The organism is Pannonibacter anstelovis, assembly GCF_036881715.1.
Taxonomy (GTDB): domain Bacteria; phylum Pseudomonadota; class Alphaproteobacteria; order Rhizobiales; family Stappiaceae; genus Pannonibacter; species Pannonibacter anstelovis.
Window position 1 is genome coordinate 146,755 of the sequence record NZ_JBAKBF010000011.1, and the last position, 20,358, is coordinate 167,112.

General features: G+C 62.4%; 18 protein-coding genes and 1 pseudogene. 12 read left to right on the top strand and 7 right to left on the bottom strand.

Annotated elements, in window-relative coordinates; all coding sequences use genetic code 11:
* The first annotated feature begins 139 nt into the window (after positions 1-139).
* From V6L75_RS16815 to V6L75_RS16825, 3 genes are all read left to right on the top strand, one after another.
* Complete coding sequence (locus V6L75_RS16815; protein ID WP_334252631.1) at positions 140-475, top strand: NHLP leader peptide family RiPP precursor; 336 nt, start codon at positions 140-142, stop codon at positions 473-475.
* Between the two features lie 64 nt (positions 476-539).
* Positions 540-872: an NHLP leader peptide family natural product precursor gene (locus V6L75_RS16820; protein ID WP_334252632.1), complete on the top strand. Its 333-nt coding sequence runs from the start codon at positions 540-542 to the stop codon at positions 870-872.
* A gap of 72 nt (positions 873-944) precedes the next feature.
* Entirely contained in the window at positions 945-1,277 is a 333-nt protein-coding gene (locus V6L75_RS16825) for an NHLP leader peptide family RiPP precursor (protein ID WP_334252633.1), read from the top strand.
* 87 nt (positions 1,278-1,364) lie between these two features.
* On the opposite strand, the gene V6L75_RS16830 is transcribed toward V6L75_RS16825, so the two are convergent.
* Positions 1,365-1,637 (bottom strand): usg protein, encoded by a 273-nt coding sequence (locus V6L75_RS16830; RefSeq protein WP_334252634.1) that lies wholly within the window; start codon positions 1,635-1,637, stop codon positions 1,365-1,367.
* Between the two features lie 111 nt (positions 1,638-1,748).
* Entirely contained in the window at positions 1,749-2,132 is a 384-nt protein-coding gene (locus V6L75_RS16835; protein ID WP_334252635.1) for a c-type cytochrome, read from the bottom strand.
* A 268-nt stretch (positions 2,133-2,400) separates the two neighbouring features.
* Here V6L75_RS16835 and V6L75_RS16840 point away from each other — a divergent pair, with 268 nt between their 5' ends.
* The 4 genes from V6L75_RS16840 to V6L75_RS16855 all read left to right on the top strand — a co-directional run bounded on the left by V6L75_RS16840 (position 2,401) and on the right by V6L75_RS16855 (position 5,913).
* Positions 2,401-3,348: an AAA family ATPase gene (locus V6L75_RS16840; protein WP_334252636.1), complete on the top strand. Its 948-nt coding sequence runs from the start codon at positions 2,401-2,403 to the stop codon at positions 3,346-3,348.
* Between the two features lie 11 nt (positions 3,349-3,359).
* Positions 3,360-4,613 carry a vWA domain-containing protein gene (locus tag V6L75_RS16845; protein ID WP_334252637.1) on the top strand — a complete coding sequence of 418 codons (1,254 nt, stop codon included), beginning with the start codon at positions 3,360-3,362 and terminating at the stop codon, positions 4,611-4,613.
* Complete coding sequence (locus V6L75_RS16850) at positions 4,613-5,419, top strand: AraC family transcriptional regulator (RefSeq protein ID WP_334252638.1); 807 nt, start codon at positions 4,613-4,615, stop codon at positions 5,417-5,419. Before V6L75_RS16845 ends, V6L75_RS16850 begins: the two co-directional genes overlap by 1 nt.
* A 92-nt stretch (positions 5,420-5,511) precedes the next feature.
* Complete coding sequence (locus tag V6L75_RS16855) at positions 5,512-5,913, top strand: DUF2000 domain-containing protein (RefSeq protein WP_334252639.1); 402 nt, start codon at positions 5,512-5,514, stop codon at positions 5,911-5,913.
* 7 nt (positions 5,914-5,920) lie between these two features.
* On the opposite strand, the gene V6L75_RS16860 is transcribed toward V6L75_RS16855, so the two are convergent.
* A complete protein-coding gene (locus V6L75_RS16860) occupies positions 5,921-6,442 on the bottom strand; it encodes a L,D-transpeptidase (RefSeq protein ID WP_334252640.1) in 522 nt (173 codons plus the stop codon).
* A gap of 113 nt (positions 6,443-6,555) precedes the next feature.
* On the bottom strand, positions 6,556-7,710 hold the full coding sequence (locus tag V6L75_RS16865; RefSeq protein WP_334252641.1) for a branched-chain amino acid ABC transporter substrate-binding protein: 1,155 nt from the start codon (positions 7,708-7,710) through the stop codon (positions 6,556-6,558).
* A gap of 178 nt (positions 7,711-7,888) precedes the next feature.
* Between V6L75_RS16865 and V6L75_RS16870 the strand changes: the two genes are divergently transcribed.
* On the top strand, positions 7,889-8,890 hold the full coding sequence (locus tag V6L75_RS16870; protein WP_334252642.1) for a P1 family peptidase: 1,002 nt from the start codon (positions 7,889-7,891) through the stop codon (positions 8,888-8,890).
* 22 nt (positions 8,891-8,912) lie between these two features.
* Here the strand turns inward: V6L75_RS16870 and V6L75_RS16875 are convergent, their stop codons facing one another.
* From V6L75_RS16875 to V6L75_RS16885, 3 genes are all read right to left on the bottom strand, one after another.
* Positions 8,913-11,006, bottom strand: a complete 2,094-nt coding sequence (locus V6L75_RS16875; protein WP_334252643.1) for a putative bifunctional diguanylate cyclase/phosphodiesterase — start codon at positions 11,004-11,006, stop codon at positions 8,913-8,915.
* A gap of 179 nt (positions 11,007-11,185) precedes the next feature.
* Entirely contained in the window at positions 11,186-12,838 is a 1,653-nt protein-coding gene (locus V6L75_RS16880; protein ID WP_334252644.1) for a Na/Pi cotransporter family protein, read from the bottom strand.
* Positions 12,839-13,026: 188 nt separating this feature from the next.
* On the bottom strand, positions 13,027-16,503 hold the full coding sequence (locus tag V6L75_RS16885) for an indolepyruvate ferredoxin oxidoreductase family protein (RefSeq protein ID WP_334252645.1): 3,477 nt from the start codon (positions 16,501-16,503) through the stop codon (positions 13,027-13,029).
* A 152-nt stretch (positions 16,504-16,655) separates the two neighbouring features.
* On the opposite strand from V6L75_RS16885, the gene V6L75_RS16890 reads away from it, so the two are divergent.
* The 4 genes and pseudogenes from V6L75_RS16890 to V6L75_RS16900 all read left to right on the top strand — a co-directional run.
* A complete protein-coding gene (locus V6L75_RS16890; protein ID WP_334252646.1) occupies positions 16,656-17,135 on the top strand; it encodes an Lrp/AsnC family transcriptional regulator in 480 nt (159 codons plus the stop codon).
* Between the two features lie 403 nt (positions 17,136-17,538).
* The gene (locus V6L75_RS16895; RefSeq protein WP_334252647.1) at positions 17,539-18,369 is read left to right on the top strand and encodes a phage tail protein; all 831 of its coding nucleotides are present in this window, start codon (positions 17,539-17,541) and stop codon (positions 18,367-18,369) included.
* Positions 18,370-18,723: 354 nt separating this feature from the next.
* Positions 18,724-19,464: pseudogene (locus V6L75_RS21095) on the top strand (Ig domain-containing protein); the annotation flags it as partial.
* Between the two features lie 36 nt (positions 19,465-19,500).
* Positions 19,501-20,358, top strand: an 858-nt coding sequence (locus V6L75_RS16900; protein ID WP_334252648.1) for a cadherin-like beta sandwich domain-containing protein, incomplete at its 3' end; no start/stop codon positions are given.

A 20,358-nucleotide genomic window follows, 5' to 3' on the forward strand; every position in this document is an offset into this window, starting at 1 on the left:
TGTGAACGGCAGATTTGGGGTCAAGTTCTCCGCAGAAGATCATCACTGGATACAACAGACAGCAAGGAAGCGGCTTCTGCATTGAAAATGCAGGCGCAAAGCAACCTGTGTCTTGATGACGTTTTGAGGAGAATACTTAATGTCCGCAATTGATCCTATTGCCGAGGCGCGTCAGCACATCGAAAAGGCTCTTGTCGAAAAGGCCGTGTCTGATAGCGCTTTTCGCGAGGAGCTGAAGGCCAATCCGCATGCGGCTCTCAAGTCGTTGCTGGGCACAAATCCGATTCCCTCGCTGAAAATCACCGTCGTGGAAGAGGCTCCCGGCGAGGTTGTCCTCGTTCTGCCGCGCTCCATTGCTCAGGATGAACTGCCGGATGAACTGCTCGACATGGCTTCGGGCGGCGTCAGCTTCTCTTCCTTTGTCATACCCGAAGGCAGCATGACCTTTGCACGGCTCTGCCCTGCCCAAAAGTAACGGCAACCTTCTTCCCATTCGGGCCAGACGGTCTCTGTCTCGAAATTACAGGAGTCCTTCCACAATGTCTGAAGTTGATCCGCTTACCCAGGCCCGCCAGCATATCGAGAAGCACCTGCTTCTGAGGGCTTCGTCCGATGCTGAGTTCCGCGAGCTGCTGAAGAGCAACCCGCATGCGGCTATCAAGGAACTGATCGGCAATGACCCGATCCCATCCTACAAGATCACCGTGGTTGAAGAGGCCCCGGGCGAAGTGGTTCTCGTGCTGCCGCGCTCCATAGGGCAGGACGAACTGCCTGACGATCTGCTGGACTTTGCTTCTGGCGGCGTCAGCTTCTCGGCCTTCATCCTCTATGGCCCCCCGTATCCGGATGGCGGCTGCAAGAAGAAGAAGTAACGGCTGACAGGCACCGGAGGGCGTGACGGTCACGCCCTCCATTTTCAGAGAGAATTCAGGGGACCCATTTACATGCCGACCCATGATCCGATTGCACAGGCGCGCCAGCACATTGAAAAGGCGCTGATCGAAAAGGCTATGGCTGACAGCGCGTTTCGCGAGGAACTGAAGGCCAATCCGCACGCGGCGATCAAGAGCCTGCTTGGCACCGACCCTATTCCGGGCATGAAAATCACCGTTGTCGAGGAAACTCCGGGCGAGGCAATCCTCGTCCTGCCGCGTTCCATCGCACAGGATGAGCTCCCGGACGAGCTGCTGGACTTTGCCTCGGGCGGCACCGGCTTCTCGAACTTCATCATCTGGGGCCCGCCGTATCCGGATGGCGGCAGCTGCAAGAAGAAGTGATGAAGCCCCGGCAGGGTTAGGTTCCACCTTCAAGAAGGCCCACGGCAGGGGAGAGACCTGCCGTGGAAAAGCCCGGGGCGGCGGTCCTCAATGGATCAGGAACTCGCCCTTGGCATAGCGCACATCACGCGGGCCGATCAGGTCCTGATGCGCCAGACGCACCGAGTGGATGAATGCGTGAATCTCCCGCTCCCAGAAGGCCAAGAACCGGCGCAGTTCCGGAAAATTCGGGGCCTTGTCTTCAGTTTGCCAGAGGAAGCTCTGCAGAAGGGCGGGATGATCCGGCATCCTGTAGAGGATTTCAGCCGTCAGCAGCCCGTAGCCTGCCATCTGCTTGCGGAAGTCTTCGCTTGTGCCCATGGAACACCTCATGCCTTGACCAAACCACGGCAAAAGTGTCGCGCCAGCGAAGTAAACGCGCAACTAAAAAATACGTCTTAGCTATATTTTTCAATATGTTAGCAGCCAGTCTCAGCGAGTGCTGCCAGTACCGCTGACACTCTGGATGCTCTTCAGCCAGGCTATGAAGGATGTCACATCCTGCGCCTCCAGCGCCACCTCCGGCATGTCCGGGTGACCTGTGACAATGCCCTCGGCCAGGCTTTCCGCCAGATCCTCGACTGGATACCGCTGCCCAAGGTCACGAAACGCCGGAGCGTCCGCATTGGGCGAGGCATCATCCGTGCCGATGGCGTGGCAAGCCGCACAGGCCTCTTTTGCGATCAGTTTGCCGCGCTCCACCTGCGCCGCCTCTGCAAGTGTTCCCTGCGCCTGCACCGCAGAACCACCCGGTGCAGCGAACAGAATCACCGCCACGGCCGCAGCGCGCAGCCCTCGCGTGAAAAGCATTGTCATGTCCCTCTCCCTCAAGGTTTCTGCGGGCCCGCAACCGCATGCCCCACAGATCGTCCATCCTCAGCCCCCTTTGCGTGCCAGCCCCCCTTCTGCTTCGCAAGTCCGTCAAAACCCTCAGCTTCCGGGGAAATGCTGCTTAAGCATGATCCATTCTGGCCATGAATTGCGGCAAAGGGGCTATGCCTTGCCGCTGGCGGCTATATGTTAGGGACTAAAGGCAAGAGTTCCGGCTTTCAGGCCGGGCCGCACGTTCCGGGAGCCCTTCTGCATGACCACCGCTCGCACTCCCCTTCCTGAAGGTATCGACGGCACGCTGGCGCTGCTGGATCAGGGCGGCTATGTCGCCGGCCGTGACTTGGCAACCGTGCTGCATCTGGCGCTGCGCATGAAGCGGCCGCTGTTTCTGGAAGGCGAGGCCGGCGTTGGCAAGACGGAAATCGCCAAGGTTCTGGCCTCCACGCTGGGCCGCAACCTCATCCGCCTGCAATGCTACGAAGGCCTCGACATCGCCTCTGCCGTCTATGAGTGGAACTATGCCGCACAGATGGTAGAGATCCGCATTGCGGAAGCTGCCGGAGACACGGATCATGCAGACCTTTCCCGCTCCATCTTCGGCGAACGCTTCCTGATCAAGCGCCCGGTGCTGCAGGCGCTGGAGCCCTCGCTCTCCGGCCCGCCTGTGTTCCTGATCGACGAGCTGGACCGCGCCGACGAGGCCTTCGAGGCCTTCCTGCTGGAGGTGCTGGCCGACAATCAGGTGACCGTGCCGGAGCTGGGCACTATCAGGGCGCAGGAGCCGCCCGTGGTGATCATCACCACCAACCGGACCCGCGAAATCCACGACGCCCTCAAGCGCCGCTGCCTCTACCACTGGGTCGATTACCCGGATGCAGAGCGTGAACTGGCGATCGTGCGGCGCAAGGTGCCGGGCGCACCGGAGCGGCTGACGGCGGAAATCGTCGCCTTCGTCCAGCGCCTGCGGGCAACGGAAGACCTGTTCAAGCAGCCCGGCGTTGCCGAAACCCTCGACTGGGCAACCGCATTGACCGAACTGAACGAACTGGCATTGGACCCGGACATGGCCAGTGACACGCTTGGCGTCCTGCTGAAGTATCAGGACGATATCGAGCGGGTGCGCGGCTCGAAGCTGCGGCAGATGGTGGAGGAGATCCGCAACACCCTGCCCTCAGCACCTGCCGTCATGCCGAACGTCTGAGCCCCTCGCCCATGACCACACCCGCCGCCCCGCAAGCAGAACAGGCGTCCAGCCTTGATGGCCGCATGGTGGCGAATATCGTGCACTTCGCCCGCACCTTGCGCAAGGCAGGTCTACCGGCTGGCCCGGCTTCGATTATTGACGCTGTGCGGGCGGTGGAGGTGAGCGGCATTTCCAGCCGCGAGGACTTTTACTGGACGCTTCACGCCGTCTTCGTTCACAAGCGCGAGCAGCGGGTGCTGTTTGACGAGGCTTTCCGCATCTACTGGCAGAGCCGCGGGCTCATTGAGAAGATGCTGGCCATCCTCTCCCCCGTCGCCCCGCCGCGGGGCACGCCGGAAAAGCCCAAGGCCGGACAGACCCGCGTCTCGCAGGCCTTCAAGGCCGCCCGCGAGCGTGAGCCGCGCGAGGAGCAGCCCGAGGTGGAAGTGGATGCCCGCTTTACCGTCTCCGGCCGCGAGCTGCTGCAATCGCGGGATTTTGCCCAGATGACGGCCGACGAAGTCGAAACAGCCAAGGCAGCGCTCCGCGCCATGGCGATGCCGAAGGACACGATCCGCCGCCGCCGTCTCGCCCCTGCCCCGCGAGGCCGCATTGATCCGCGCCGCACGCTGGGTGCCACATTGCGCGCAGGCGGAGCCATCATTGACCTGAAGCACCGCAAGCCGCAGGAAAAACGCCCGCCGCTCATCGCCTTGTGCGACATCTCCGGCTCCATGAGCCAGTATTCCCGCCTGCTCCTGCATTTCATGCATGCGCTGACGGAAACCCGGCCCGCCGTGCATACCTTCCTGTTCGGCACAAGGCTCACCAACGTCACCCGGCAGCTGCGCATGAAAGACCCTGACGAAGCGCTGGCCGCCTGTTCCGCCGGTGTGGCCGACTGGTCCGGCGGCACGCGCATTGCCACCGCCCTGCACGAGTTCAACCGCCTCTGGTCCCGCCGCGTGCTGTCGGGCGGGCCAACGGTTCTACTGATCACCGACGGGCTGGAACGGGACACGGATGAAGATCTGGCGCGGGAAATCTCCCGCCTGCACCGCTCCTGCCGGCGGCTGATCTGGCTCAATCCGCTGCTGCGGTTTGACGGGTTCGAAGCCAAAGCCAAGGGCATCCGGGCCATGCTGCCGCATGTGGACGAGTTCCGCGCCGCGCATTCGCTGGATGCAGTCGCCGATCTGGTGCGCACGCTGTCAGGCGAAAGCGCCGGGCCTTCTGCGGCCTCCACTGATCCACGCCACTGGCTGCGCAAGGCGGGCGGCTGATGCCTGCCAACCGGTACCACCACCTTGGCTGGCTGCAAGGCATTGAGCTTTACGAAGCCGATTTCAGCACTCAGACCTTCAGCCGCCACGCCCATGAAGGCTTTGCCATAGGGGCCATTGCCGAAGGGGTTGGCGGCTATCTCTGCCGGGGCGAACAGATGCTGCTGCCCGCAGGGTCCTTGTCTCTGATGAACCCGGAAGAGCCCCACACCGGCCACGCGGCAGCTGGCAGCGTGCGCTACAACATGGTCTATGCCAGCGAAGCTGCAGTGCGTGCCCTGCTGGATCTCAAGGACTTGCGCGGCTTTGCCACCGTCGCCCCAAGGGACGAAGGACTTTACCTGACGCAGGCACTGAGCCGCCTTGCCCAGCGCGTCAATGCTCCCGCTGCCCCGGGCTGGCGGCTGGCTGTGGAAGAGGCCATGCAGGCTGTGCTCGGCCTTGCCTTCACCCGCCATGGCCGGGCGTCACTCAGGCCTGCCGGTCAGGAACCGGCAGCCGTGAAACTGGTGCGGGAGCGGATTGCGGAAGGCGTTGCTGCTGGAGACGATCTCTCCCTTGAGGGTCTTGCGGCCCTTGCCGGGCTGACGCCCTCCTACCTGATCCGCAGCTTCTCCCGCGCCACCGGCCTGACGCCCCATGCTACGGTCCTGCGCATGCGGACCAGACAGGCTCAAGCACTGATCCTTGGCGGAATGGCACCGGCAGATGCGGCGCTGGCGGCGGGCTTCTGCGACCAGAGCCACATGATCCGCCAGTTCCGCCGCCAGCTTGGCATCACGCCGGGCAGTCTCATCCGCCACTGATCCGCGCTCTGCGCAGACAGGCGGAAAGGTCAATTTCGTCCAATACCATGGCTCTGCACACATGGCATGGCTGCCGCAAAAGGAGCCCTGCCATGACACTGAAACCCGTCATCATCCTGTCCACCAGCCTGCCGAGAGGACTGCAGGCCAACTTTGCCGCCATTCTGGGCATGAGCCTCGGACGGCTCCATCCGGAGCTGATCGGTCCGGCCACACCAGACCGTGACGGCATGCTGCTGGATGGCATCACACAGGTGGCTGTACCGGTTCTGGGTGCAGCCTCCGAAGACCTTGCAAGCCTCTTTGCCGCCGCAGAAAACCTGCCGGTCCGCCTCGCCTACATGCGTGCCGCCTTCGAGGCGCGGAACTATGCGGATTACACGGCACGCATCGCCGCCTCCCCCCTGAAGGATCACGAGCCTCAGGCGATTCTTGCCGCAGGGCCGAGAAAGGCGATTGACCGCCTGTGCGGGTCCTTGCCACTGCTCAAGTGAGCCAGTCTCACGGCAGCGCGATCACCGGGGTGTTTTCGCGCACGCGCTGGATCAGGTCGGCGATATGTTCATTGTGCATGCGGATGCAGCCATACGACACCGGGCGGCCGATGCTGCCGGGCCGGTTGGTGCCGTGGATGGCGAACTCACCGCCAGCCAGCGTCATCGCGGCAACGCCCATCGGATTGTTCGGCGCACCGCCCTCGATCCTGTCCGGCAACTGGGGGAAGTCACGTTTGACGACGGCAGGGGCAATCCAGGCCGGACGGAGATAGCGGCCCGTCACATAGGTGCGTCCCGTCCAGGACTTGCCCTTCTTGCCCACCGCCACCGGATAGGACAGCGCCTGCCCCTGCCCGAGCACCAGGTAGAGCCGCCTTTCGCTGTTGCGGATGACGATGGTCCCCGGCGCAATACCTTGCGCGGCAAAGGCGACCCGCTCGCCACCGGCCTGTGCCGGAACCACATAAAGAGCGGCAGCAGCAGCCAGAACGGCGAAAGAGCACATCAACAGGACGAAACGGCGCATGGCAGCCCCGGACAGATAAACAGAAGGGAGCGGCGCTCAGCCGCCTCTGTCTGTCACTCTAGCGCAAGGGCCGCTCCTTCGGCATGGCCCGGAAAGCCAATCTTAAAAGAACGTTAACGCTGCGAACTCGAAAGCCGGAAGCGGCCATCCTCCCAGCGGTACCAGGAGAGGCCATAACCTTGCCGGTCGCCCTCGGGCGTAAAGGAAATGCTTCCGCTCACGGTCTCGAATCCGCCAGACTGGACCGCAGCCGCAACGCCCGCAAAGTCCAGGGTCTCCGCGTTGTCCGCCGCAGCTGCAAAAAGCTGGACGGCCGCATAGGCGCCGATGGCATAGGGAGACGGCACGGCCCCGGCCTGCCGCAGGCGCTGTGCCACCTCGCCTGCCGGACTGTCCGGGATGGCGGCTGCGTCCGCCATGAAGGCGACTTCCACAAGACTTGCCGCCTCGCCTGCAGCAGCTCCAAACTCCATGCCCATGGCGGCATCGCCGGCCAGCACCGGAACCTGCGCCCCAAGCCAGCCGAAAGCAGCAGCGAGATTACCGGCATCACCTGCATATGCGCCCAGCACCACAACATCCAGCCGCTCGCCCTTAAGCGTCGAAGCAAGTGGCTTCAAGTCGCGTGCACCGGCGTCGAACTCCTGCTCCAGCGCAAGTGTCTGACCCCTCGCCTGCATCGCTGCCTTGATACGGGCCGCAAAATCCTTGCCATAGCCACTGCGGTCAGTGACGAGGCCGATGCGCTTGCCTGCAAAGTCCCGGGCGAGACGGTCCGCGATGAAGGGTGCTGTGGCATCCTCACGCGGGCCAAGCCGGAAGAAGCCCGGCCCCGGCCGTGCTTCAGTCAGTTGCGGCAGCGCGGAAGCCACCGTGATCTGGATGCGTCCCGCCTCCGCATAGACGGGAGCTGCCGCCAGTGTGGCGCTGGAACACACATGCCCGATGACAAGTTGCACGCCCTTGCCGGTGAGCTGATTGGCCTGAGCCTTGGCCCGTTCCGGATCGCAGCGGTCGTCGGCTTCCTCCAGCACGAGCTTTTCCCCGCGCAGGCCGCCACTGGCGTTGATGTCTTCAACCGCCAGCCGCGCTCCGGCCAGGATCTGATCCCCCAATGGCGCAAACTGGCCGGAAAAGGCAGCGGCAACGGCAATGCGAATGTCCGCCTGTGCAGGAGCGGCCAGCACGCCGGTCAGCATACCGGCCATCACCAGTCCCGCAGCAAATAGCGCCAAGCTCTTGAACTGCCGCATAAGTCCGTGCCTCATCACATACCGGCTTCCGTCACCGCCCGCATCCTAGCCAAGGCAGCAGCCGGATGCCACCTTGAACCACGCCACAGGCATGCCCCTTTTCAACCGGCAGCAAAGCCTCCTAAGCTCGGAAGATATCCCCGGCGGCCAACGGCTGCTGCAACACAATGCAAGCACCGGAAGGAATAAGACCTTGCGCAATCTGATCACGGATGTTCCAGGCCTCAGCGTTGGATCAGCAGAGGATCTGACGCTGAAGTCCGGCGTGACGGTGCTGCTGCCGGATGAACCGGCCGTGGCCTCCGTTGCCATTCACGGCGGCGCGCCCGGAACCCGTGACACGGCCCTGCTGGAGCCGGACCAGACGGTGGAGAAGGTCGATGCGCTGGTGCTTTCCGGCGGGTCGGCCTTCGGGCTTGATGCAGGCGCCGGTGTGCAGGCCGGGCTTGCCGCCATGGGCCGCGGCTTTCAGGTCGGCCCCGTGCGCGTGCCGATCGTGCCCGGCGCCATCCTGTTTGACCTAATGAATGGCGGGGACAAGAACTGGGGAGACTACGCCCCCTACCGGGAGCTTGGCCGCGCCGCCCTTGCGGCAGCGGGGCTGGACTTTGCGCTCGGCAGCCATGGCGCGGGCTGCGGAGCAACAACGGCAAACCTGAAGGGCGGGCTCGGCTCTGCCTCCCTGCGCCTCTCCTGCGGCGCCACCGTGGGAGCGCTGGTGGCCGTCAATGCGCTTGGCCGGGCCACCATGGGCGATGGACCGCATTTCTGGGCGGCGCCTTTCGAGCAGGGCAATGAGTTCGGTGGACTTGGACTGCCGTGTCCCTTGCCCGTAGATGCAGTGCAGCCTCGCACAAAGCATGATGCCCTGCGCGCAGGTGCCAATACCACGATTGCCATCGTTGCCACCGATGCCATTCTGACAAAGGCAGAGGCCAAGCGTCTGGCGGTCATGGCGCATGACGGCCTTGCCCGTGCACTCTGGCCTGCACACACGCCCATGGACGGGGACCTTGTCTTTGCGCTCTCCACCGGCCGCCACAGGCTGCAAGAACCCTTGGCAGACATGATCGAACTGGGTGCCGCCGCTGCCTCCACCCTCGCCCGTGCCATTGCCCGCGGAGTCTATCATGCCACCCCGGCAAAAGGCGACACGCTGCCTGCCTGGCAAGAGCTGCAAGGCAAGGAAAAATGATGCCCTGCGAAACGGCTCCGGATCAGGCCATGGCCAGACCGTACATGACGCTGGAGGTTTCATCCGCTGGCGCCGGGCGGTGCCAGAGATAGCCCTGGCCGAAGCGGCAGTTCATGGAAGCGAGCTTGCGGGCCACCTCCTCGGTCTCGATGCCCTCAGCCGTGGTCTCCAGGCCAAGACCATGGGCCATGGCCAGAATGGTCCGCACAAGGATTTCCTGCTGCGGATCACTGCAAATACCGTTCATGAAGGAGCGGTCGATCTTGAGGGCCGTGATCGGGAAACGGTGCAGATAGCTCAGTGCGGAATAGCCCGTGCCGAAGTCATCGATGGCGATGCCGATACCCATGGCTGCGATCTGCTCCAGCGTCTCACGCACGCCGCCGCCCTCTGCCAGAAGCAGGCTTTCGGTGATCTCCAGTTCAAGCCATTCCGGCTGGCAGCCAGTGCCTGCAAGACAATCGCGCAGCCGGACCAGAAAGTCGCCATTCATCAGCTGGCGCGGCGACACATTCACAGCGATGACCATGGCCGGCGCAGCTGGCCGGTTGACTTGAACCGCAAACTTGCAGGCCTCGCGCAGCATCATATTGCCGATGGCAATGATCTGGCCGGTTTCCTCAGCCACCGGAATGAACTCGGCGGGGCTGATGTTGCCAAGGCGCGGATGAACCCACCGGCACAGTGCTTCCGCTCCGGCAGCGTGGCCCGTGGCCATATCCATCTTCAGCTGGAAGGCGGCCTTGAACTCGCCGCGCTTGAGCGCGCCATTCATCATGGTCTCAAGCTTGAACCGCTTCTCGATGGTTTCGCCCATCTGTATCCTGTAGGCACGCACGCAATTGCCGCCGGCCTGCTTGGCATCGTAAAGGGCAAGATCTGCAAAGCGGAACAACGCCGGAGCGCTGGCACTGTCGCCGGGACCTGCGGCCACACCGGCGCTGACAGACACCTGAAGCACCGCATCTTCAACCGTGATGGGCTGGCGCATGGCCTCAACAAGCTGATTTGCCTGAGCCATGGCTTCTTCGACACCCGGCAGGCCAGGCAGAACCACAAAGAACTCATCACCTGCCAGCCGCCCGACAAATGCGCGCCCGCTAAAGGCTGCCTCAATCCGCCGCGCCGTCTGAACCAGAACAGCGTCTCCGGCCGCATGGCCCATGGTGTCATTGATCGCCTTGAACCGGTCGAGATCAACCACGATCAGCGCGCAATGGGTTTCGTTTGCCGCAGCCCGGTCCAGTTCGCATTGCAACCGGTCCTGAAAGGAAGCACGGTTCGCGAGACCTGTCAGGCTGTCCGAAAAGGCCAGCTCTTCCAGCTTTTCGTGCAGTGCATGGCGCTCCTGCTCATAGGAGACGAAGGTTCGCATGGCCGCCGCCATCTGGCCGATCTCGTCGGATCGGCCGGTGTCCTCGACGGTCACATCCGTGTCGCCGTCCGCCAGTTGCTTCATGTTGGCCGTAAGACGCAAGACCGGACCGGTAATGCTGCCGACGATGGCATTGACCCAAAGCAGCAGAAGCGATCCAACCGCCCCGAAGATCAAGGCGAAGCGCAACAGATGGTTCCAGAAGGAGGTGTTCACGTCATCCAGATAGACCGCAGAGGAAATGACCCACCCCCACGGGGCAAAATGCTCAGACCATGCGGCCTTGGGTCTGCCGCGGGTGGTAACCCCATCCAGTGTTCTGGCACCCTTGTAATAGGTGACGCCGCCGCCGTTCAGGCCGTTGCGGATCATGTCCCGGGTGTGGCGGGCGTCCCAGGCACTGGTGCCTTCTTCAGCCACTGTGTTGCTGACAATCCGGTTTCCGGCCTCATCAAAGACGAAGACGCGCGCACCGCCATTGAAGATCATCGCCCGGATGGCATCGCGCGCCTTGTTCTTGGCCGCCTCCTCGCTCAGCATCCCATCCTGCGCCAGCCGGTAGCTTTCTTCCGCAATGGAACGGGCAGATTCGACGAGCGCGCGCACCTTTTCCACGTGCCCGCGCTCCAGCTCGCTCCGCAGGATGACCAGATTGGTGGACACCACGAGAACGACGAAGGCTGCCATGATCCAGACAGGCAGAAGAACCTTGTTCCTGACACTCCATTGGCCGAGGTTCATTTAACAACCCTACGAAAATCTTTAAAGGCACTCTGGAGCAAAGTAATTAAACCTGAATTAATACAGGAAAATGAGCTCGAGGACTTCATAAATAATAATAAATTCAAGATCTAGACAAGAGTTGAACGCTAGGTCACTCAAAAGAAGACAGCCCAAAATTTCACTCAAGAAGACATGATCTAATCTGCGGGACGCCCTGCCGCACGAGGAATGCCATCCCGTTTCAAACCCAGAAGCCAGCGGTCCAGACGCCGGTGTGCCTTCCAGGAAGCCCGGACGCAACGGCGCATTTGCTGGATCTGCAGGAGACTGCGTTCGATCGTCTCGACATGTTCGCCCGCCAGGCTTGCGCGAGACAGGAGAGAGGCTTTCGTCAACTGGTAAAGTGTCTCGGTTTCGGTCGCCGCCGCTTCAAACCCTTCAGGCGGAACCGGGTTCTCTGCGGAAGGCTGCCCCAAGGTCAGGGCCTTCAGAGCAGACTGGCGCATGCGCTCCAGGTCCTGCCGGACCTCTCCCAGCGGCTCAAGCGCAGCATCAGAGAGGGTTGCTGCCGAGAACTGTGCAACTTCCTCCAGATGCTGCACCCCGCGGATGACATCAGGTATCGCCGCCGCAACAGCTTGCGGCATCGCTTCCTTGTTCATGTTCTCGATGAAGCTGCGGATGGCCCGGCCGAGCGCAAGACTGCCGGTCAGCAGCGCTTCAAGCCCGGCAGCCGCCGCGCGCGGTTCAGCCAGACAGTCGCGTGCAAAATCATGCACGATGCCGGACAGCCTGTCCGTCTCCAGCAGCAGGCCGCGCAAGGCCAGCTGGGGAACAGGACGCAAGGTCGGGTCGAGAAACTCCGGACGGCCGATCTTCTCCTGTGCATTGACGAAACGGTGCTCCAGCCAGTTCACCAGTTTGCCGGTCAGGGGCCAGATCAGGATCAGGCCCATGCAATTGAACAGGGTATGAAAGACAGCCAGCACCAGGGCGGTATCGGCAGCACCTGAATCACTTCCTGACACTTCTGCCGCAAGCCATTGAGCCAGCTGCAATAATGGATAAAGCAAAACCAATGCAGCGCAGGCCGTCAGGCCGTTGAAGGCAATATGGGCGGCAGCGACCCTGCGGGCAGGCGGCGTTGCCGACAGTGCGGCGAAACCGGCCGTGGACGTGGTGCCGATGTTGGTGCCGATGACCGCGGCAGCGCCAAGGAACACCGGCAGCCCCGCCCCCGCACTCGACGTCAGCACCAGCGCCATGGCGGCACTGGAGGACTGGGTCAGAAGCGTCAGGCCAATGCCCACGGCCACAAACACCGGAACTCCGAGCAGCGGCGACTGGGCAAGGCTGGACAGGGCCGGGGGCACGATCACGTCACCAAAGGCCTGCTGCAGAAAGCCGATACCGAGGAAGAAGGCGCCGAACCCTGCCACCGCCTGCCCCAGCCCCGACAGCCTTCCGCGTGAGCCGGCCGCAACACGGATGATCATGCCCGCCCCCAGCAGCGGCAGGGCGAGACTGACGATATCCAGCTTGAAGCCAAGTGTTGCCACCAGCCAGCCGGTCATCGTGGTGCCTATGTTGGTGCCGAAGATGACCCAGACTGACTGGGCCAGCGACAAAAGACCGGCGTTGACGAAGCCGATGGTGGCCACGGTGACGGCGCTGGACGACTGAACAACCGCCGTCACGGCAATGCCGGCAAGAACGCCCCGCCAGGGTGCACCGGTGGCACTGCGCAAAAGCCCCTCAAGCGCCTTTCCGGCCGCCAGCTTGAGGCCGTCTGTCATCATCCACATACCGGCGAGAAACAGGCCGGTTCCGCCAAGCAGCAGCGCGATCATGATGAGGAACCATCGTGATGACAGCCTGCATCTGCACGGCACCCGGCAGCAGTGAAGAGACTTTGATTACGGATGATGACGATCCTCCTGTCATGCCTCCTCTAACGGAGGCATGACATTGCCATATCCGGAGCGCCGGTGCACGTGCAGCCGGAAAGACACCTATGCCGCTGCGGCAGCGGCTGAATTTACTCAGCCGCCTCGGCAAACTCCGGTGTCTCTCCCTTGAGACGGTCGAGCAGCTGCCTGCGCTTCGCCTCTGCCTTCTTCAGGTTCTCTTCCTTCACCGGGCCATAGCCGCGCACCAGATCCGGCACGCGGGCCAGTTCCACCAGCAGGCCGTAGCCTGCCTTCGGCAGCGCGGCAATGATGGTCTGCAGATCAGCCGAATAGCTTGCCACCAACGCCCGCTCGGCACGGCGCTCAGCCGTGCGGCCGAAGGGGTCGAAGGCGGTGCCGCGCAAGCCTTTCATCTTCGACATCAGGCGGAAGGCGCTGAACACCCAGGGGCCGAACGCCATCTTGGCCGGGCGCCCGGTCTTCGGGTCCTTGCCCCGCGACAGCAGCGGCGGGGCCAGCATCACCTTCACCTTCTTCGGGTCCTCGAACTGGGCCTTGAGCTTTGCGGCAAAGGCGGGATCGGCATAAAGCCGTGCTACTTCATACTCGTCCTTGTAGGCCATGACCTTGTAGAGCATGTCCGCCGCCGTTTCAGTCAGGCGGAAGGTGCCGGGACCGTGCGCCGCATCGGCAGCCCGCACGGCATCGATCAGCTTGCGGAACCGGGCTGCATAGGCAGCATCCTGATAAAGCGCCAGCTCGCGCTCCTGACGGGCAATGCGCTCGTCCAGGGTTTCCGGCTCCAGCTTTTCCGGCTGCGGCAGAGCGGCGAGGATCTTTTCAGGGGCTGCCGCCAGCACACGCCCGGCACGGAAGGCCTTCACATTGGCCTTCACCTGCGCGCCATTGAGATGCAGCGCCGTTTCGATGGCTTCCGCACTCACCGGCAGCGCACCGCTCTGGAAGGCCATGCCCACCAGCATCATGTTGGCATAGATCGCATCACCCAGAAGCTTCTCTGCAATCGTCGCCGCATCCGCTGCCTTGCACAGGATGGAAGCAGCCTCCAGCGACTTCAGCATCCGTGCCTCGTCAAAGGAAAGCGTCTGCTTCAGCACGAATTCCGCCGTTGGCGCCACGCGGGTGTTGGCAAAGACGCGCGTGGCGGAGCGGTTGGTCAGGGCCAGCTGCTCGGCATTGGTGGCCACCACCATGTCGGAGGCAATCAGCACATCAAGGCTGGCGGTGGGCACGCGCGGTCCCTCGATCGAACGGGCCAGCGAGGCAAAGCGCACATGCGAGGTCACCGGCCCGCCCTTCTGGGCAAGGCCTGTCATATCCAGTGTCGAGGCCTGCTTGCCATCCAGATGCGCAGCCATGGCCAGCACGGCGGAGATCGTCGTCACACCCATGCCGCCGATGCCGGCGATGAGCAGGTTCAGCGTGCGCTCAAGACCGGGCAGCTCCACCACCGGCAGGCCGGACAAAAGGCTGTCCACATCCACGCCATGGGTTTCCGCCTTGCGCAGCGCCGCACCCTCGATTTCCACGAAGGAGGGGCAGAAGCCCTTCACACAGGAGAAATCCTTGTTGCAGCTGGACTGGTTAATCTGGCGCTTTTCGCCGTAGCGGGTTTTCACCGGCTCCACCGACAGGCAGTTGGACTGGACCGAGCAATCGCCGCAGCCCTCGCACACCCGGTCGTTGATAAACAGCCGCAGATCCGGGTCCGGATAGGCGCCCTTTTTGCGGCGGCGGCGCTTTTCGGCGGCACAGGTCTGGTCGTAGATGATGATGGTGACGCCATCCACCTTCTGAAACTCGCGCTGCACCTCCATCAGATGATCCCGGTGCAGCACCTCCACCAGCGGCGCCAGATCCTTGCGGCCGGTGTAGGTTTCCGGCCGCTCACTGACGACGGCAATGCGCGCCACGCCTTCGGCTTCCAGCTGGCGCGTCATCTGCGGCACGGTGAGCGGGCCATCATGCGGCTGGCCGCCGGTCATGGCCACCGCGTCGTTGTAGAGGATCTTGTAGGTGATCGGCACCTTGGAGGACACCGCCTGGCGGATCGCCAATATGCCGGAGTGGAAATAGGTGCCGTCGCCCAGATTGGCGAAGACGTGGGTGTCGCGGGCAAAGTCCTTCTGCCCCACCCACAGCACACCTTCACCGCCCATGGCGATCTGCCCGTCAGTGGTGCGGCCTGCCTGTTCGGTCATGGCATGACAGCCAATGCCGGGCAGCGAGCGCGCACCTTCCGGAACAACGGTGGAAGAGGAATGCGGGCAGCCGGAGCAGAAATAGGGAATGCGCGCTGCGCGCTCCGCATGCCCCTGCGCCCACATCACCTGATTGTTCATGCGGGCACTCACATCCCGCATCTCATCGGTCACCACATCTTCCGGCAGATAGCCCAGCAGCGCCCGGATGATTTCGGCGACGGAAAGCTCCAGCACGTCAGACAGCAGCGGCTCGCCTTCCGGCGTGCGCTTGCCCCAGATGCGCGGGCGGGCATCTGCTGGCCAGTGATAGGAGATTTCCTTGATCTGCGGCTCCAGGAAGGCGCGTTTGTGCTCTACCACCATCAGCTTGTTGAGGCCGCGCGCGAACTCGGCAAGGCCTGAAGGCTCCAGCGGCCAGGCCAGCGCCACCTTGTAGACCGCAAGGCCGATTTCCTTCGCGCGCTGCTCATTGATGCCCAGCAGATCCAGCGCCTGCAGCAGATCCCGGTAGGCCTTGCCTGTGGCCACAAGGCCAAGGCGCGGACGGCTTGCGCCGAAGGCCACCCGGTCCAGCCGGTTTGCCCGCACATAGGCCTGAGCCGCCGGGATGCGCACATCACGCAACAGGCGTTCCGTCTCCAGCCGGTTGCCCAGCAGCAGCACACGATTGAGGTCATGCAACAGCCAGGGGTCCTGCTCGGGGCGCACAAAATGCAGCCGGTCCGCATTGACCGAAATGGTCGCCGAAGCATCCATCGTATCAGCAAGGCAGATCAGCGCCGACCACAAGCCGGCAAAGCGCGACATTTCGAAGCCATGCAGGCCGAAGTCGAGCACATCCTGAATGTCGGAAGGATTGAGCACCGGGATTTCGGCATGTTCGAAAAAGAATTCACTCTGCGCCGGAAGGATCGAGGATTTGGCCAGATGATCATCGCCTGCAAGTGCCAGCACGCCGCCGTTGCGGTCCACACCCGAGGCATTGGCCTGTTTCAGCACGTCCCCTGCCCGGTCCACACCCGGCGCCTTGCCATACCAGATGCCAAAGACGCCGTCGAAATCGGAGCCCTTGCCATGCAAGCGAAGCTTCTGCGAGCCCCAGACCGCCGTTGCGCCCAGCTCCTCGTTCACGCCGGGCTTGAACACCACATCATGGGCTGCAATATGCTTGCGGGCACGCGTGAGTTCCGTGTCGTAGCCAGCCAGAGGCGAGCCGCGGTAGCCGGAGATGAACCCGCCGGTTTTGAGACCGGCCATCCGGTCCAGCCGCTGCCGGTCTAGCGCCAGGCGCACCAGCGCCTGAATGCCGGTCAGATAGATCCGGCCGCCTGTTGCGGTATATTTGTCGTCCAGCGACACCACGGGCGCGTAAGCGTTCATCGGTTCCCTCCTCGGCCGCCTGACGCCCGCCTTCTACTCCCGGGTGCCAACGCGGTTTCTCACTGACCAATATCCTCCTTTTCGTGGGTGATTTCTGTGCTATTGTGCCGCCAGCCAGGCCTCTGGCCGTGATTTCCTTCCCCGATAGGCGCATGATAGAGAATTTTCTTCTTGATCCCTCCGATATCCGCGTTTTGCGTGTTCTCCAGAGGGACGCTTCCCAATCCATCGCCGAGATTGCCCGGGCGGCCGGCATGAGCCAGACGCCCTGCTGGCGCCGTATCAAGAAGTTAAAGGAGATGGGGGTCATCCGGCAGGTGGCGGCCATTGTCGACCGCGAGGCTGTCGGCCTCGGCTTCGTTGCCTACGCCTTCGTCAAGCTGACCGTGCCCAGCCGTGAGAACATGGAGACCTTCGACAAGCTGGTGCATCACTGGCAGGAGGTCGTCACCTGCGAGCGCATCACCGGCGCGGTGGATTATCTGATCAAGGTGGTCACCGAGGACATCAAGGCCTACGACAACTTCCTGCGGCTGAAGCTGCTCGACAACACGCTGGTCTCCGACGTTCAGTCCCGCATTGTCGTCAACACGGTCAAGGACACCGTCGCCCTGCCCTTGCGCGAAAGATAACACCGCCATCCGGCTGTCCCTCGCCAGCATCTGCCGGTCAAGTAGCCGGTCAAGTCCGCGCGGCCAGTTGTCAGGCGTTACCCGCAATGCAATGCGCGCCCACTCGCTCCTCATTTACCCGCCGGAACACCCGGCGACCGGCCGGAGGCAGACCGCCCTCAGGCGCATTCTCTCAACCTGTGCATGCAGGTTAAACAAATTACAAATTTTTCAAAACCAGAAAGATCAGGCAACAGCAGAAATCCAAGAGAAATAAAGTTAAACCAATAATAATAATCTATATCAAGAAAAATACAGCAGCGGCACTTCACGATAACTCCACTCATCCGTCCCCTTCAATGGGCGGCAGACGCACACGCCAGCCGTGCGCGCCGGACCGCATGAAACCAAACTGGAGTTCAGGATGAGAAAGCAGCTCAAACCCGCCCGTATCTTCGGACAGGGTCTGTCCACCCTCGGCGCCCTCGCCATGCTGGGCGCAGGCAGCACCGCCCTCGTGATCGGCAGCTCAGCTCCGGCACAGGCCTGCAACATGGAATCCTATATCGGCAGCGTCTGTGCATTTGCCTTCAACTGGTGCCCGCGGAACTGGCTGCCGGCCGACGGGCGGCAGATTGCGATCAACGGCAATCAGGCGCTCTACAGCCTGATCGGAACCCAGTATGGCGGTTCCGCGCAGAGCGGACAGTTCGCACTGCCGGATCTGCGCGGCCGGGCAATACTCCACTACGGCACAGGACCGGGAATGCTCCCGCAGCCTTTCGCCGCCCACTCCGGCACGCAGACAACAACCCTTACAATAGCCAACCTGCCGCCGCACACTCACACGGCCACATTCACTGGCACCGGCGGTGGACCTCAGACAGTCAATGTCCCGGCATCCGCCGGTACTCTGGGTGTTACCGCAAAACTCAATGCGAAGGATGAAGTTGGCACCCCAACGCTGTCGGCCAATGCCTATCTCGGTAAAGCGCCCACAGCAGGCATCCAGGCTGCGAATATCTATGTGCCATCCACAAGCACTGCCGCAGACGTGGCACTGAGCGGCCTCGACGTGCAACTGACGGGTGCCGCCGGTAATGGCCCCATCAACTTCACGTACAACTCAGGCATCACCGGCGGCACCGTGGGAATTGGCGTCACAGGCGGTGCCACCGCCTTCGCGAATCAGTCCCCCTCACTTGCCATGAGCTACTGCATCATGATCAACGGCCTCTACCCCGACAGGCCGTAACGGAAACTCCCCCATAAATTGTACGGGCAGCGTTGCAAAAGCGTTGCCCGTACACGCAAGGTATGGCAAGAAAACCATAGAAAAGCACTCTATGATTGTGTGACCTGCTGCGGTGATTCACGCAAAACCCAGATTATTCTTACGTCACTCCAGCGTTGAGCTGCCGGGACAGGGAAACCTTGCGGGTTTTAGAGAGCTGTTTCTGAGGGGATGAGTTTGCAGGATCACGCTATCCTGGCCATGGGGGAATGAAGCATGCGAGGCATCACAGGCAGCCAGGCTGCGGCCAATGCAAAGCCGCGCTGCAGGACGGCCGGCCAGCATAAAGCGCCGGGAGTGAAATACCAGGACGTCATGCGCACCTGGCCTCGTCTCTCCCCCTTGCATTTTATCAAGTATCTTGCCCTGCTCGTCAGCCTTGTGTTCACGGCCACATTCTTGACTGCCCCCCGGGCAGAGGCAGCTCCATCTCAAGCCTGTCTGGATGTGAATACGAATTGGTCCGGCGGGCAGACCTACTCTGTCTCCAACATAACCTCAGGGCAGCTCTCCGAATTTCTCTTCGACGGCCCTGCAATTGTATCTGGCGAGACGATTTCGTTTCACGCGACGGGAACAGCCGATGGCTCAGGAAATACATCTGCCCAATTTGACATTGGCGGACTCAGCGGTACGCCAACTTATTCCGCAGTAACTTCCACTGACGGTTCATTTTCAAGAACCGGGTCATTTACCGTTTCCGACAATGACGGAATTTACATCCAGCTTACTGCATCCCGGAATAACACGGGTATTGCCACCGGTGCTTCCGTCACCTTGCGTGTCTCTTGCACGGCAAACCCACCAATTACCCTCTCTCCCGCTGCAGGCGCACTTCCGGCCGGACAAGAAGGCGTAAACTATAGTCAAACCGTCTCCGCATCCGGCGGTGCAGGTGGATATTCTTACGCTGTCACCAACGGCAGTCTCCCTGCAGGCGTCAGCCTCAATGCCAGCACCGGCGAGCTGACCGGCACTCCCACAACCGCAGGCACAGCGAACTTCACAATCACTGCAACGGATACTGATAACGTCTTTGGCAGCGCAGCCTATTCCCTGCAGATCAATGCTCCTGCCTCAACCGATGCCACCTTGGCGAACCTCGCCCTGTCCCAGGGCACGCTCACGCCAGGCTTCTCCAGCGGCACGACAAGCTACACCGCTTTCGTCGGCAACGCCGTCACGTCGCTGACCGTCACGCCCACAGTTGCAGACGCCAACGCAGCCGTCACAGTGAACGGCGTTGCCGTCACCTCCGGCATTTCCTCGAGCGCCATCAGCCTCAATGTTGGCAGCAACATCATCACCGTCGTGGTCACCGCCGAAGACGGCACCACGACGCAGACCTATACGGTGGACGTCACAAGGGCAGCGTCTGCTGTCGCCACCCTGTCGAACCTCGCCCTGTCCCAGGGCACGTTGACGCCAGCCTTCTCCAGCGGCACCACCATCTACACCGCCTCCGTCGGCAATGCCGTCACATCGCTGACCGTCACCCCCACCGTGACAGACGCCAATGCGACCGTCACCGTGAACGGCAACACTGTCGCCTCCGGCAATGCCTCGGGTGCAATCAACCTCAACGTTGGCGACAACACCATCACCGTCGTGGGCACCGCGCAGGATGGCGTCACAACCCAGACCTACACGGTCACTGTCAATCGTGCCGCTCCGGCCTCAACCGTCGCCACCCTGGCGAACCTCGTCCTGTCCCAGGGCACGCTGACACCAGCCTTCGCCAGCGGCACCACCATCTACACCGCCTCCGTCGGCAATGCCGTCACGTCCCTGACCGTCACGCCCACAGTCACGGACGCCAATGCGACCGTCACCGTGAACGGAACGCCCGTCACTTCCGGCAATGCCTCGGGTGCAATCAACCTCAACGTTGGCGACAACACCATCACCGTCGTGGGCACCGCGCAGGATGGCGTCACAACCCAGACCTAC

What these genes read in the sequence shown, in the direction of transcription:
- V6L75_RS16815 (WP_334252631.1), top strand. Translation starts at nt 140, where the DNA reads ATGTCCGCAATTGATCCTATTGCCGAGGCGCGTCAGCACATCGAAAAG.
- V6L75_RS16820 (WP_334252632.1), top strand. Translation starts at nt 540, where the DNA reads ATGTCTGAAGTTGATCCGCTTACCCAGGCCCGCCAGCATATCGAGAAG.
- V6L75_RS16825 (WP_334252633.1), top strand. Translation starts at nt 945, where the DNA reads ATGCCGACCCATGATCCGATTGCACAGGCGCGCCAGCACATTGAAAAG.
- V6L75_RS16830 (WP_334252634.1), bottom strand. Translation starts at nt 1,637, where the DNA reads ATGGGCACAAGCGAAGACTTCCGCAAGCAGATGGCAGGCTACGGGCTG.
- V6L75_RS16835 (WP_334252635.1), bottom strand. Translation starts at nt 2,132, where the DNA reads ATGACAATGCTTTTCACGCGAGGGCTGCGCGCTGCGGCCGTGGCGGTG.
- V6L75_RS16840 (WP_334252636.1), top strand. Translation starts at nt 2,401, where the DNA reads ATGACCACCGCTCGCACTCCCCTTCCTGAAGGTATCGACGGCACGCTG.
- V6L75_RS16845 (WP_334252637.1), top strand. Translation starts at nt 3,360, where the DNA reads ATGACCACACCCGCCGCCCCGCAAGCAGAACAGGCGTCCAGCCTTGAT.
- V6L75_RS16850 (WP_334252638.1), top strand. Translation starts at nt 4,613, where the DNA reads ATGCCTGCCAACCGGTACCACCACCTTGGCTGGCTGCAAGGCATTGAG.
- V6L75_RS16855 (WP_334252639.1), top strand. Translation starts at nt 5,512, where the DNA reads ATGACACTGAAACCCGTCATCATCCTGTCCACCAGCCTGCCGAGAGGA.
- V6L75_RS16860 (WP_334252640.1), bottom strand. Translation starts at nt 6,442, where the DNA reads ATGCGCCGTTTCGTCCTGTTGATGTGCTCTTTCGCCGTTCTGGCTGCT.
- V6L75_RS16865 (WP_334252641.1), bottom strand. Translation starts at nt 7,710, where the DNA reads ATGAGGCACGGACTTATGCGGCAGTTCAAGAGCTTGGCGCTATTTGCT.
- V6L75_RS16875 (WP_334252643.1), bottom strand. Translation starts at nt 11,006, where the DNA reads ATGAACCTCGGCCAATGGAGTGTCAGGAACAAGGTTCTTCTGCCTGTC.
- V6L75_RS16880 (WP_334252644.1), bottom strand. Translation starts at nt 12,838, where the DNA reads ATGATCGCGCTGCTGCTTGGCGGAACCGGCCTGTTTCTCGCCGGTATG.
- V6L75_RS16885 (WP_334252645.1), bottom strand. Translation starts at nt 16,503, where the DNA reads ATGAACGCTTACGCGCCCGTGGTGTCGCTGGACGACAAATATACCGCA.
- V6L75_RS16890 (WP_334252646.1), top strand. Translation starts at nt 16,656, where the DNA reads ATGATAGAGAATTTTCTTCTTGATCCCTCCGATATCCGCGTTTTGCGT.
- V6L75_RS16895 (WP_334252647.1), top strand. Translation starts at nt 17,539, where the DNA reads ATGAGAAAGCAGCTCAAACCCGCCCGTATCTTCGGACAGGGTCTGTCC.